The sequence below is a fragment of the Spirosoma luteolum genome, from assembly GCF_054778875.1.
The window spans coordinates 454,456-466,840 of the sequence record NZ_BAAGZE010000023.1 but is presented as its reverse complement, the minus strand read 5'-3'; the positions used below and the strand labels follow the sequence as shown (position 1 = coordinate 466,840).

Here is a 12,385-nt window from a genome sequence, read left to right as displayed (position 1 = left end):
ACGCCAGCGGAAGCAGTCTACCGCCCGTAGCGCCGGCGCCGAACGGTCTGCCACACCAGTCCCACCACGCCTACCAGCGCCAGTGGAGCCAGCAGATTGAGCGCCTGCCAGCCTGTGCGGTTGGCATCGACCCGGATTTTATCGAGGGGGCGCAGCGTAACGGTACGGGCGCGGGCGGCAATTACGCCCTCCGGGTCGACCAGGTAGTCGATGGCGTTGAGGGCGAAGTCTTTATTGGCGAAGGTGTTGCGCGTAAACCGGTCGAAACCGAGTGGGTAAGGCATGTTGCGTTTGTAGTCGACATCGTTTACGATCAGATCGCCGTCGGAACAGACAAGTACCCGCGAAGGAAGGCCTTCGGCCCGGAAGCCGGCCGCGCGCGGATCGCCGGGCAGAATACGGTTGGCGTAGAGCGACGTGAACCGACCTTCGAGCAGGCAGGCAATCAGGCGGGGGCCGGCGTTATAAGTCTGGGGGTCGGGCTGCCGGCGGGCTTCGGTGTAGGAGATAAGCGCCGGCGCCTTCAGCAGCTGGGTATAGCGCGAGGTCAGCAGGAGGGGCGTTTTGCGAATACCGGGCGACCGCACAGTGTCGAGCGTACTGCTGAACTTGCTCAGCACGGCGTCGAGGTTACGCACGATGGGGTTGCCCGATGTGCCAAAGTCGTTGAGCAGGGGGTAGAATCGCCACGGCAATAGCTGAATATTAGGCTTATCGCCCAGATTGCCCACGTTGAGCGGGATGGGAGCGCAGTACAGGTCTTTTACCACATCGCGGTTGATCCGAACCCCCCACCGGAAAAACAGATCGTCGAGGTTGAGCGCGAGCGGCTGGGCGTAGGTGCCCTCGTTGCTCACCGAATCGACCCGTTGCCCATCCACAAAAAACAGGGCCCGGCCCCCATTGACCACAAACTGATCGAGTTTGAAAACCTCGTCGTCGGAAAAGGGACGATCGGGTTTGGGCACCAGAATGGCGTCGAGGTTGGTGATGGGGCCCGGCTTGGTCATGTCCACGAAAAACAGGTCGTAGGTTTCCTGCACCGTAGCCAGCAGATCGGCAAAACGCGACGGCGGTACCTGCGTATGGCCATACAGGAGGCCGATCCGACGGCGGTTGCCTTCGGTCTGGGTCAGCTTGCGAATAGCGGCCGCCAGCTGGAACTCGACGCCTTCGTACGACTGGTTCAGCTGGTCTTCTTTCGAGGCTGTCTTATTCCCCTTCAGCAGCAGCACGGCGGTTTGCCGCCCTTTATACGAAACAACGGCCCCCGGAAAAACCAGTTTCTCGGTACGTTTGCCGTTTTCGTTGGCTACCAGGTTGGTGGGTAATAGCCCCAGCTGTTGCAGTTTGTCGATGAGCTTACCCTTCTCGTCGGCACTGCCAGAGCCGTCGGGATCGATGAAGCGATAGGTAAACGGCTTGCCGGCCCGGGCGTCGAACTCGTCGAGCGTTTCGCGAACGGCCGTTTCGAGTCGCTTGAAGGCGGGGGGTAAATCGCCCGTCAGGTACACATCGACATGGACATCATCGGGCAGCCGGGCCAGCAGCGACTCGGTAGCCGGCGACAGGGTGTAGCGCTTTTCTTCGGTCAGGTCGAGCCGGAAGAAAACAAAGGCCGACAGTACGTTGACGGCAATCAGGGCAAGGATAAAAACGAGGGTGCGCAGCGAGGCAGCTTTCATAAAGTACACTAACGAACAAGGCGGCAGAAACGGTACTGCTCAACGGCCAAATCAACACGCCAGCCCCTGCGCTCAGGCACAGTAGTCTTTGCCGTATATCGGGGCCGACCGGATAATCCTGTACGGACAGCGTTGCCGATCGGTTCCTTTTCGTATCTTTAAAAAGGCTACCCGCTGCGCCATCCCGGTCAGGGCCGTGGACAAGTTTACAGCAAAAGCAGCGAAATGCGGTCGACCCTGGTTTATTTTTTGCCGGTCACGCAACCTCCTCCACACCATCTCCGTACTGTCTACGAAATCGCCCGATCCTGGTTGGGCGAGGTTACACTCCCGCTGTGACATCAGATGGCTAACGCACCCGAACGCTCTGCGCTGCCCGACCTGTTGGCTGGTTGCCTTCGCAATCACCGGCAGAGTCAGGAACTGCTGTACCGGCAGTTCTACGGATTCGCCATGAGCGTTTGTCTGCGGTACGCGCCTACCCGCGAGAGTGCCCTGGAAGTGCTGAATGATGGCTTTCTGAAAGTGTTTACGCGGCTCGACCAGTACGATCCGGCCCAGCCATTCAAGGCCTGGCTTCGGCGCATCCTGATCAACACCGCTGTCGACCACTACCGGCAGGAACTACGCCATTTTTACCATGATTCGGTGGAACAGGCCGGACAGGCCAGCGTAGCAACGGGGGCCGACGCCTATAGCCAGCTGGCCTACGACGAACTGCTGAAACTGGTGCAGATGCTGTCGCCGGCCTACCGGCTGGTGTTCAACCTGTATGTGATGGATGGGTTTGCGCACGATGAAATTGCGGAGAAACTGGGCATTTCGGTCGGAGCATCTAAATCGAACCTGGCCCGGGCCCGCGAGAACCTGCGTGTACTATTGAAACAACAGAATTACGATGAGTATGCAAGAGTTAACCGATGACCAATTGGACGGGCTCTTCAGAAAATCGCTTGAAGAGGCTGATCCATTACCTGATCTGACCAATGATGCCTGGGCTGGACTATCCCGGCAACTCGACGCGCACAACCGGCGCCAGGTCTGGCAGCGATGGCTGCGCTGGGGCGGCCTGGCAAGCGTACTAGTACTAATCATTGGTACGAGCTGGCTGCTTGTTCGCCGGTCTGACGGCCCTGGTCGAACGACTGCTGCGCGATTGGCCGGCGGGATGCAGAAACCGGTTGTAACAGGCGAGTCGGTAGCCCCCCATGCGCCCGATCTGGCCGGTGTGGCCGGTCATAACGTGCGCCTTCCGGCCACGAACGGCGCAAGCCGGCAAGTAACCAGCGACGCGCTGCCTGCAGCCGGGCCGAATTTGCCGGCTGGGCGGAAGCAAAATACGACGGGCTTGCCAGGCAGGCGTGTAGCGCGTGAATCGGCGGAGCAAAACCCTGAAATGGAGATCGATCTGGCGCCGACGGCTACCAGCCGGCCGACCGTAGCTCAAAGACGTCGCTCCTGGCTGGCAACGCGCGCCAGACGAACCGGAATGAACCAGCGCAAAACCGTCGACACAGACGGCACAAATACCATCTGGCAGCCGAACGGGGTCGATCCCGTAACCGACGCGCCCGCGCTGGCTACCCCCCTGACTCCAACAACCGGATCAGTTGCGGAACGCCTGCCGAAGGAACACGTGGGTCGGCGGGGGAGTCGGCGGTCTGGGGCAGATTGGGTACCAGCCGGCGCGTTCGTCGGTACGCGCACATCGGAGTACGGTGTAGAGACAGGCAATGTCATCGTCGACAAATCGGTTTCAACCAGTGGGCCGCCCGACCAGCGGAACCTGTTGCCGGGGCTGACGACTGTGGCAAGCCATACCGCGCTGACCCTGCTGCCGCTCGATCCGCTGCACCGACAGCCCGAGTCGCCGGTAGTGGCCGAACAGCCCGGTCGACAGCCGCAACCGATAAGCGTCCGCGGGCCGAGTGTTCGGTTCGTCGTGTCGCCCGACTTGAGCGGGGTGGGGCTGCGTAATTTCAGCCGGCCCGGCACCAACCTGGGGCTTATGCTCGACTACCGGCTGGCCAGCCGCTGGAGTGTACAGGCGGGCGCCCTCTGGAGTACCAAACGATATGAGGCCAGGACCAGCGATTATACCTGGCCAGCCCATACGTACTGGAAAGTAAAGCCCGAGAGTGTCAGTGGTGAATGCCGTATGATCGACATTCCGCTGAACGTTCGCTATGACTTTGTTAACCGGCCCCGCAACGGCCGGTTCGATCGGTGGTTTGTGAGCAGTGGCCTTACCAGTTACGTCATTCTGGAAGAGGAGTACAACTACAATTACGCGAAGCCCAACGACCCGGCTATCGTGAACCGGTCGACCTATGTCGACAGCACGAGCCGGTATGGCTTCAGCCAGCTAAACCTGTCGGCGGGGTATGAACGGGCGATCAGCCAGCGGCTCGCGTGGCAGGTCGAACCCTTTCTGAAAGTGTCGCTCAAGGGGGTCGGGGTCTACAAAGTTCACCTGCTCAGTACGGGTGTCTTCCTGTCGCTCCGCTATCGATTGTAAAAAAAGAACACGTTTTATAGCAACTCATACCAAACCAATACAACCATGATGCCTACACAGCCCCAACAAACCGACAATCTGAACCGCGCAGCGTTTATCAAATCGCTGGGCCTGAGCGGAGCCGCCCTGATGGCGTTCTACTGCATGGGTACCCTGTCGGCCTGTTCGAGCAAAAGCACCGACCCCGCTCCATCGACGGGAACGGGTACCGGCACCGGTACCGGCAGCAATACGCTGGACCTGACCAGTGCGGCTAACAGCGCCCTCAAGACGGAAGGCGGCTACATCTACAATGGCAATATGATTGTTGCCCGTATCAAGGGAGGTAGTTACGTCGCTCTGGCCCGCGCCTGTACCCACCAGGGCACCAATGTGCAGTACCGGCTTACGCAGAACGATTTTTTCTGCCCTAACCACGGCTCTGAATTCAGCACGACGGGTGCCGTTGAAGTTGGCCCGGCAACCGCCGGCCTGACCGTCTATAAAACGGCGCTCAGCGCTGATGGTAACACACTGACCATTTCAGCCTAGACACCGGACCTATGCGCCCACTCTGTATGCTATTGCTGCTGTTGATCGTTGGTGGGCAACTGCAGGCCCAGGATTCAACAGCGGTGCGTGCGCGGCCCGATACGCTGCCGGCAGCTACCTCGGCCGATGACCTGCTGGCGGGGCTGACCGATTCGGCAACGACCCAGCCTTTGCTGCCCCACAAAATGCTGTTTACACAACGGGCATTCTGGGGCCCGAAAGGCCTGTTGCGGACGCTGAAGGTGGCACCCCTGACACCCGAAGGCCGCGCCCGCGAGCTCAACGTTCGGCGCACCATGCTGGTTGCTCACCAGATCGGTGGCTTCGTTACGCTGGCGGGTTTTGTAGCCCAGGGCCTGCTAGGGGCTAAACTATACAATGCGAAAGGGCAGGACTATGTCGATACCAAACGCTGGCACGAACGCACGGCCACGCTCATCAACGTCAGCTACGGCACAACCCTGGCGCTCTCGCTTACAACGCCCCCGCCTGTAATCGGTGCCCGCCGGGGCTTCACTACCATCAAGCTGCATAAATACCTCGCCATTGTTCACCTCACGGGTATGGTGGCTACCAACATCCTGGCCGGCCTGATCGACGAGCATCCCGACCTCAAACCGATCCACCGGGCGGCTGCTTACACCACCTTCGGGGCCTATGCGGTCTCGGTGGTAGCCCTGACGTTCTAGCGGCTGCCTGATGGCGGGTCGTTCCCCTTACCTAACCGCGTGTCGGCCGACTTCTACAAGGAATTTCGTGCCGGCACGCTTATTCGAACTTCGCTTACTGCTATGAAACCGTTTCTGATTCTGTTGCTCTGCGTGGGCTTCGTGGCGCCCCTGGCCAAACGTAAACTCGTGGCCGACAAAAGCCTGTCGACCGTGACCTATTCGGCTAAACACCCGTTGCACAAGTGGGATGGCGTGAGCCACGATGTAAACTGCGCGCTCATCTACAACGACGAGTCGAAGCAGCCCGAGAGTGTAGCGGTATCGATCAAGGTAGCCTCGTTCGACAGCGATAATAACAACCGCGATTCGCACGCGATGGAGGTGCTGGAAGGACTTAAGTACCCCAACGTGACGTTTACCAGTAACGACATCAAAGCCGGTGAAAACGGCCAGCTCGTGGCACGCGGTACCCTCACCTTCCACGGTGTTGCCCGATCCATTACGCTGCCGGTGATGCGCCGGGAAAGTGGAGGGAAGCTTACCCTGACGGGTGAGTTTCCGGTTCGTATGACTGACTACAAAGTAGAGCGGCCTTCGCTGATGGGCCTCAAAACAGACGATGAGCTGATTCTGAAAATCAACGCCGTCTTTACGCTCTAACACGTATTCTTCCTGAAGCCGTTAGTCGGCAGCCGGGGTGCCAGCCGTACGGGCCAGGCCTCGGCGTGCCAGGCCGGCGCTGATCAGAATCAGCACGGCACCCAGAAAGAAGGGCGCCCCCGGCAGGTAGATAGGCGCTTTCGGGCTGGTGAAGTATGAAAACAGATTGGTCATGATAACGGGGCCGACAATGGACGTTATGCTGGTCAGGCTCGTTAGCGCCCCCTGCATCTCACCCTGCTCGTTGCGCGGCACTTGGTTTGAGATGATGCCCTGCACCGAAGGGCCGGCAATGCCGCCGAGGGCATAGACCGCCAGAAAAGCAAACATCATCCAGCTCTGCGAAGCCAGCGCAAACAGCGCGAAGCCCAGTGCGCTGAACAACAGCCCTACATAAACGGAGCGCTCCTGACCGAGCTTCGGAATGATGATGCGGCTCAGGCCGCCCTGCACCACGGCAAAGGCCAGCCCAATAGCTGCCAGCGAAAGGCCCACGGTTTTCTCATCCCATTTGAATTTCTCCATGGTATAGAACGTCCAGGTACCCTGCACGGCAAAGCCGGCAATGTAGATCAGTACCAGCGAGGCCACCAGCCCCAGCACGACTGGGTACCGGCGCAGGTTCATCAGTGAACCGATAGGATTGGCTCGTTTCCAGTTGAAAGGCCGCCGGTTTTCGGGTGCCAGCGACTCGGGCAGAATCAGCAGCCCGTAGAGAAAGTTGAGCAGCGTTAGGCCGGCCGATACGAAGAAAGGCACGCGGGGACCGTACTGGCCCAGAAAACCACCCACGGCCGGTCCCAGGATAAATCCGACCCCAAAAGCGGCTCCGACAAGGCCGAAGTTCTGCGCCCGCTTTTCCGGCGTACTGATGTCGGCAATGTAGGCGTTGGCCGTTGTGAAACTGGCCCCGGTAACGCCCGCCAGCAGCCGGCCTACAAACAGCCACTCGATGGTGGGTGCAAATCCCTGAAAGAGGTAATCGATGCCAAAGCCAAACAGCGAGAACAGCAGCACGGGCCGCCGGCCATAGCGGTCGCTCAGGCCCCCAAGTACGGGCGAGAACACAAACTGCATCAGGGCGTAGGCGAACGTGAGCCAGCCACCGTAGCTGGCGGCCTGGCTGATATTGCCGTGAATCAGTTGCTCGATCAGTTTGGGGAAAACGGGAATGATGATGCCCAGACCCGTAACATCGAGCAGGAGGGTGATAAAGATGAAAACGAGGGCCGGTGCGGTACGTTTGGGCATAGGAAGGGGGGGATTAAAAAGCGGTAGGGTTGTCGAGTCACGGGCTTGGTCAGGGGTCTTTCAATGACGCACCAGCCAACTCTCGGCAACTCGACAACCCTACAATACGACAGCGCCCGTTTACTAAGCGTAGGTGTTCAGCATGACGGGCATCACCAGCATCAGAATATCTTCATTTTCTTCCTTGTCGGCCGGAATCAGCAGCCCGGCCCGGTTCGGAGCCGATAGTTCGAGGGAGATCATTTTGGCGCTCAGATTGCTCAGTACCTCGGCCATCAGCTTGGCATTGAAGCCAATCTCCATCGGATCACCGTCGTACTCGCAGAGCAGTTTCTCGTTGGCTTCGTTCGAGTAATCGAGGTCTTCGGCCGAGATGGTGAGCGAGTTGGCTTTGAGCGACAGCCGGATCTGGTGCGTGGTGCGGTTGGCGTAGATCATGATCCGCTTCAGCGAGTTCAGCAGATCGGTCCGGCCAATGGTCATCACGTTGGGGTTGTTGGTCGGAATGGCGTTTTCGTAGTCGGGGAACCGCTCGTCGATAAGCCGGCAGATCAGCTGAGTACCACCAAACGTAAACGACGCGTTGGATGGGCTGAATTCGGCCGTAACGGCTACGTTCTCGGGAAGCGACGCCTTGAGCAGTTGCAGCGCTTTGCGCGGAATGATCAGCGAACTGCTGGCCGAGGCACCCAGGTCGGTCCGGCGGTAGCGAATCAGCCGGTGCCCGTCGGTGGCGACAAACGTGGCGTTGTCATCGCTCAGCTGCAGAAACACGCCCGTCATGGCCGGCCGCAGATCGTCGGTGCTGGTGGCAAACACCGTATTGTTAATGGCGCTCAGCAGCACATCAGACGTCATATCGACCGACAGGCTCTTGTTGACCGTGGGCAGTTTGGGGAAATCGATTGGGTTTTCGCCCGACAGTTTATAGCGACCGTTGTCGGTCAGAATTTCGGTGCCGAAGGTGTCCGTATCAATGTTGACCGTGACGGGCTGTTCGGGCAGGCTGCGGAGCGTGTCGAGCAGCAGTTTGGCCGGAATCGCAATGGCGCCGTTCTCACTGGCTTCCACCGGAATCTGCGTGGTCATGGTCGTTTGCAGGTCCGACGCTGTTACCGTCAGCACATTGTCGTCGATACGAAACAGAAAGTTTTCGAGGATCGGCACAATCGGGTTGGTTGCTACAACGCCGTTGATATTCTGGAGGTTTTTAAGCAGGACGGACGAGGAGACTATAAATTTCATAAGCCGATCAGTTTGGCAATTTGTTGCTGTAATATAGAAACAAAAGTAGCAAAAAAAAGCGAGCCTGCGGTACGATCTACCCCCGAATAGAACCTTTCGCGGGGCCGGGTCTGTTGCCTGTATAAACAGGGGTTGGCCCGGGTCTACAGCCCGCAGAAGGCGTTGCCTGACCGGCTGCCAGCCGCCCTTTTTCTGGCTTATCGTATGGAAGCGCCCATCATCAACCGTGTGGCCGGCAGCGGCCTTGTTTCGCTCGATCTGGAAACCTATTACCACCCCGGTGAGCGGGTTGTCTACGACCTAAAAGACAACCTTTATATGGGGCTTATGCTCCGGGAGAAAGACTTTCGGGCCTTTCTGAAAGAACACGACTGGACGCAGTATGCCGGTAAAAACGTAGCCATTACCTGCTCCGAAGATGCCATTGTACCTACCTGGGCCTACATGCTGCTGACCCTGCAGCTACAGCCCTACGCCAACACGGTGGTCTATGGTTCGCTGACCGATCTGGAGGAGAAACTGTACTTCGACGCCATTGCTCAGCTTGATCCCGACGACTACCGCGACGCCCGGGTGGTGGTGAAAGGATGCAGCAGAGTGCCGGTACCGACGGCTGCCTATGTCGAACTCACCCGACGGTTGCGCCCGGTGGTGCAGAGCCTGCTGTTTGGCGAACCCTGTAGTACCGTACCGCTTTACAAGCGCGCCAAAGCGGTAGCTGCAACGCCAGCGGCTGAGTAACGGTAAAGCCGGGGCTTTTCTTTACTCGAAGTATATTATTTTCGGTAGAACGTTACAGTTTGTACGGGGTGGCTGCATATTTGCTTAGCAGTCAGTAGCGGATGTTGTCTGTCAGACAGTGCCCGTTTCTCCAGTAACTGTACGTATGAAACCTTCGCTGGCTGCTCGTGTCGTCAATCGATTTGCACCCCGTCTGCTGGTGTTGCTGATGGATCTTGGCCTGACAGGCTTCGCGTTCCTTTGTGCCTGGCTGCTGCGCTTCAACTTTGTTATCGATCCGGCCAACTGGCACTGGTATCATCCGGCAGCTCTGCTGCTTGTCAGACTGCTGGTGTTTCTCTGGCTGCAGCCGTTCGCGGGGGTAATCCGGCACACGGGGCTCGAAGACGTGGTGCGCATCGGCTGGGCCATTACGCTGAGCAGCCTGCTGGTGGGCACGCTGTCTTATGCGGGCTGGCAATTGCTGGGTAGCAGCAGGCTCTATATTCCGGTGTCTATTCTGGCCATCGAATACTTTATCTGTCTGGTGCTGCTGATTACGGTGCGCTTTCTGGTGCGCTACGTCTACCGGGTGCTCGTGGCTAGTCCCATCAGCGAAAGCCGGCCGGTGCTGATCTACGGAGCCGGAGAAGTGGGTATCCATACCAAAGACATGCTGCTCCGCGACCCCGATCGGCGCGTACTCGGCTTCATCGACGATAATCCGGCAAAAGCGCAGAAAACAGTGCATGGTTTTCGGGTCTATACCCCCCGGGAGGCAGCCGCGTTGTTTTTGCAGAGCGCCCACAAGCCCGATGTCGTGCTGGCAATCAATCAATTATCGCTGCAGCGCCGAACCGAAATCACGAATTTTCTGCTACGCTACCAGGTCACGGTCAAAGTCATTCCGTCGGTCCGGCAGTGGATCGATGGGGAACTGAGCACCCAGCAGATCCGGGATGTGCAGATCGACGATCTGCTGGGCCGGCCCGCCATCGAACTCGACCGGGAGGCTGTCGACCAGCTGGTGCGGGGTGAGGTGGTACTGGTCACGGGAGCGGCCGGCTCCATTGGCAGTGAGCTGGTGCGCCAGTTGCTGAACCACGGTCCCCGCGAGCTGGTGCTGATCGATCAGGCCGAATCGGCGCTGCACGATCTGGTACTGAGCCTGCCGGCCAGTATCCGCGCCCAGACCCGGCTGACGCCCCTGCTGGCCGATGTGAGCGATGCCCGCCGGATGCGGCAGCTGTTTGCCCGGGTGCGCCCCGGCTTCGTGATCCACGCGGCCGCCTACAAGCACGTACCGCTTATGGAAGCGCACCCCTACGAGGCCGTCCGGGTCAACGTGCTCGGTACGCGCGTCGTGGCCGATCTGGCCGTACAGTTTGGCGTGCGCCGGTTTGTGCTGGTGTCGACCGATAAGGCCGTCAACCCCACCAACGTAATGGGGGCCACCAAACGACTGGCTGAGCAGTATGTGCAGAGCCTGAATACCCGGAGCCGCTGCCGGTTCATCGTTACCCGCTTTGGCAATGTGCTGGGCTCGAGCGGTTCGGTGGTGCCGTTGTTTCGGCAGCAGATTGCGGCCGGCGGTCCCGTTACCGTCACGCACCCGGATGTGATCCGGTATTTCATGACCATTCCCGAAGCCTGCCAGCTGGTACTCGATGCCACGGTGATGGGGCGCGGGGGCGAGGTATTTGTGTTCGATATGGGGGCCCCCGTCCGAATCGCCGATCTGGCCCGGCAGATGATCCGGCTATCGGGTTACGAGGTCGATACCGACATTGCGCTGCAGTTTACGGGGCTGCGGCCGGGCGAGAAACTCTACGAAGAACTGCTTAGCGATACCGAAACTACCCTGCCCACACACCACCCCAAAATCAAGGTGGCCCGCCTGACCGAACCCGAACCCTATCGACTCAGGCAGGCCTACGATCAGTTGCAGCTGGCCCTCGACTACACGGATGAAACACAACTGGTCCGGATTCTGAAGGGGCTGCTGCCCGAATACATCAGCAACAACTCGCCCTACAGTCGGTTCGATCAGCGCCCCTTAGTGCCCGTACTGCGGTCGTAAGGGTTTTGTCGGGCAGATTGCGCAATTTTGCCCGGGCTGGCCTGCACCCTGCACCGTGGCCAGCGGGTTCGCTATGCTCGATTTTCGCCTGACTGTTTTTTACACCGTTGCCAAGCGCCTGAGTTTCACCAAGGCGGCTGCCGAACTGTTTGTTACGCAGCCAGCCGTTACCAAGCATATCCAGGAGCTTGAAAATCGCTTTGGCACTGCTCTCTTCGACCGACGCGGCAATCAGATCAGTCTCACCACGGCGGGGCAGTTGCTGCTGCGGCATGCCGAAACCATTCTGGCGACCTACCGCCAGCTCGAATTCGATATGAACGCGCTGAAGGGCGAGCCGGGCGGGGTACTGCGGCTTGGCGCCAGTTCGACCGTGTCGCAGTACGTGATTCCGCCCGTATTGGCCCGGTTCCACGAGCAGTCGGCTGACGTATCGATCTCCCTCAACAGCGGTAATACCGAGCAGATCGAGCAGCAGCTCCTCAACAACGACATCGACCTGGGGCTGGTGGAGGGCCGCACCCACCACAGCGATATTCGCTACACACCCTTCGTGAAAGATGAACTGGTGCTGATCTGCCGCTCTGACCACCCACTGGCCAGCCGCGACGAGATCACCCTCGACGAACTGCGTACCATTCCGATCGTGCTCCGCGAACGCGGGTCGGGCTCCCTCGAGGTGGTCGAGCATGCCCTGCGCGGGGCCGGCCTGCGCCTGACCGATCTGACACTGGATATGCAGCTGGGCAGCACCGAAAGTATCAAGTCGTATCTGCTCAATTCGCGCTGCATGGCCTTCATTTCCATCTTTGCGGTGCAGTCGGAACTCAAAGCCGGTACACTGCGGGTGCTCGATGTGCAGGGGCTGACCATCCAGCGCGATCTGTATTCGATTCAGCTGCAGGGCATGAGCGAAGGGCTGGCCGATACGTTTATGCGGTTTGTGCGGCAGCACTACGCCCGGCGCTGATCGTTTATCCGGATGAGCAAAGCCGGCAACGGGCTTTTTCGTACGTTTGCGCCA

At 59.2% G+C, this 12,385-nt stretch carries 11 protein-coding genes; 8 read left to right on the top strand and 3 right to left on the bottom strand.

Going from position 1 to position 12,385, the window contains the following annotated elements:
• Positions 1-17: 17 nt before the first annotated feature.
• Positions 18-1,685 (bottom strand): gliding motility-associated ABC transporter substrate-binding protein GldG, encoded by a 1,668-nt coding sequence (gene gldG, locus ACYVAC_RS22240; RefSeq protein ID WP_461100023.1) that lies wholly within the window; start codon positions 1,683-1,685, stop codon positions 18-20.
• 345 nt (positions 1,686-2,030) lie between these two features.
• Between gldG and ACYVAC_RS22235 the strand changes: the two genes are divergently transcribed.
• From ACYVAC_RS22235 to ACYVAC_RS22215, 5 genes are all read left to right on the top strand, one after another.
• Positions 2,031-2,609: an RNA polymerase sigma factor gene (locus tag ACYVAC_RS22235; protein WP_461100022.1), complete on the top strand. Its 579-nt coding sequence runs from the start codon at positions 2,031-2,033 to the stop codon at positions 2,607-2,609.
• A gap of 565 nt (positions 2,610-3,174) precedes the next feature.
• A complete protein-coding gene (locus tag ACYVAC_RS22230; protein ID WP_461100021.1) occupies positions 3,175-4,203 on the top strand; it encodes a porin family protein in 1,029 nt (342 codons plus the stop codon).
• 45 nt (positions 4,204-4,248) lie between these two features.
• Positions 4,249-4,734, top strand: a complete 486-nt coding sequence (locus tag ACYVAC_RS22225; protein WP_461100020.1) for a QcrA and Rieske domain-containing protein — start codon at positions 4,249-4,251, stop codon at positions 4,732-4,734.
• Positions 4,735-4,745: 11 nt separating this feature from the next.
• Positions 4,746-5,423: a hypothetical protein gene (locus tag ACYVAC_RS22220; protein WP_461100019.1), complete on the top strand. Its 678-nt coding sequence runs from the start codon at positions 4,746-4,748 to the stop codon at positions 5,421-5,423.
• Positions 5,424-5,525: 102 nt separating this feature from the next.
• On the top strand, positions 5,526-6,065 hold the full coding sequence (locus ACYVAC_RS22215) for a YceI family protein (protein WP_461100018.1): 540 nt from the start codon (positions 5,526-5,528) through the stop codon (positions 6,063-6,065).
• A 21-nt stretch (positions 6,066-6,086) separates the two neighbouring features.
• On the opposite strand, the gene ACYVAC_RS22210 is transcribed toward ACYVAC_RS22215, so the two are convergent.
• Positions 6,087-7,316 carry a TCR/Tet family MFS transporter gene (locus ACYVAC_RS22210; RefSeq protein ID WP_461100017.1) on the bottom strand — a complete coding sequence of 410 codons (1,230 nt, stop codon included), beginning with the start codon at positions 7,314-7,316 and terminating at the stop codon, positions 6,087-6,089.
• Between the two features lie 123 nt (positions 7,317-7,439).
• On the bottom strand, positions 7,440-8,561 hold the full coding sequence (gene dnaN, locus ACYVAC_RS22205; protein ID WP_461100016.1) for a DNA polymerase III subunit beta: 1,122 nt from the start codon (positions 8,559-8,561) through the stop codon (positions 7,440-7,442).
• 204 nt (positions 8,562-8,765) lie between these two features.
• Between dnaN and ACYVAC_RS22200 the strand changes: the two genes are divergently transcribed.
• From ACYVAC_RS22200 to ACYVAC_RS22190, 3 genes are all read left to right on the top strand, one after another.
• Positions 8,766-9,302: a DUF2480 family protein gene (locus tag ACYVAC_RS22200; protein WP_461100014.1), complete on the top strand. Its 537-nt coding sequence runs from the start codon at positions 8,766-8,768 to the stop codon at positions 9,300-9,302.
• Positions 9,303-9,447: 145 nt separating this feature from the next.
• The gene (locus tag ACYVAC_RS22195) at positions 9,448-11,361 is read left to right on the top strand and encodes a polysaccharide biosynthesis protein (protein ID WP_461100013.1); all 1,914 of its coding nucleotides are present in this window, start codon (positions 9,448-9,450) and stop codon (positions 11,359-11,361) included.
• Between the two features lie 73 nt (positions 11,362-11,434).
• Positions 11,435-12,331, top strand: coding sequence for a LysR substrate-binding domain-containing protein (locus ACYVAC_RS22190; protein ID WP_461100012.1), 897 nt, complete (start codon positions 11,435-11,437; stop codon positions 12,329-12,331).
• The last annotated feature ends 54 nt before the right edge of the window (positions 12,332-12,385 follow it).

Bases quoted from the DNA above. Each gene is read 5' to 3' on its own strand.
- gldG (WP_461100023.1), bottom strand. From the start codon at position 1,685: ATGAAAGCTGCCTCGCTGCGCACCCTCGTTTTTATCCTTGCCCTGATT.
- ACYVAC_RS22235 (WP_461100022.1), top strand. From the start codon at position 2,031: ATGGCTAACGCACCCGAACGCTCTGCGCTGCCCGACCTGTTGGCTGGT.
- ACYVAC_RS22230 (WP_461100021.1), top strand. From the start codon at position 3,175: ATGAACCAGCGCAAAACCGTCGACACAGACGGCACAAATACCATCTGG.
- ACYVAC_RS22225 (WP_461100020.1), top strand. From the start codon at position 4,249: ATGATGCCTACACAGCCCCAACAAACCGACAATCTGAACCGCGCAGCG.
- ACYVAC_RS22220 (WP_461100019.1), top strand. From the start codon at position 4,746: ATGCGCCCACTCTGTATGCTATTGCTGCTGTTGATCGTTGGTGGGCAA.
- ACYVAC_RS22215 (WP_461100018.1), top strand. From the start codon at position 5,526: ATGAAACCGTTTCTGATTCTGTTGCTCTGCGTGGGCTTCGTGGCGCCC.
- ACYVAC_RS22210 (WP_461100017.1), bottom strand. From the start codon at position 7,316: ATGCCCAAACGTACCGCACCGGCCCTCGTTTTCATCTTTATCACCCTC.
- dnaN (WP_461100016.1), bottom strand. From the start codon at position 8,561: ATGAAATTTATAGTCTCCTCGTCCGTCCTGCTTAAAAACCTCCAGAAT.
- ACYVAC_RS22200 (WP_461100014.1), top strand. From the start codon at position 8,766: ATGGAAGCGCCCATCATCAACCGTGTGGCCGGCAGCGGCCTTGTTTCG.
- ACYVAC_RS22195 (WP_461100013.1), top strand. From the start codon at position 9,448: ATGAAACCTTCGCTGGCTGCTCGTGTCGTCAATCGATTTGCACCCCGT.
- ACYVAC_RS22190 (WP_461100012.1), top strand. From the start codon at position 11,435: ATGCTCGATTTTCGCCTGACTGTTTTTTACACCGTTGCCAAGCGCCTG.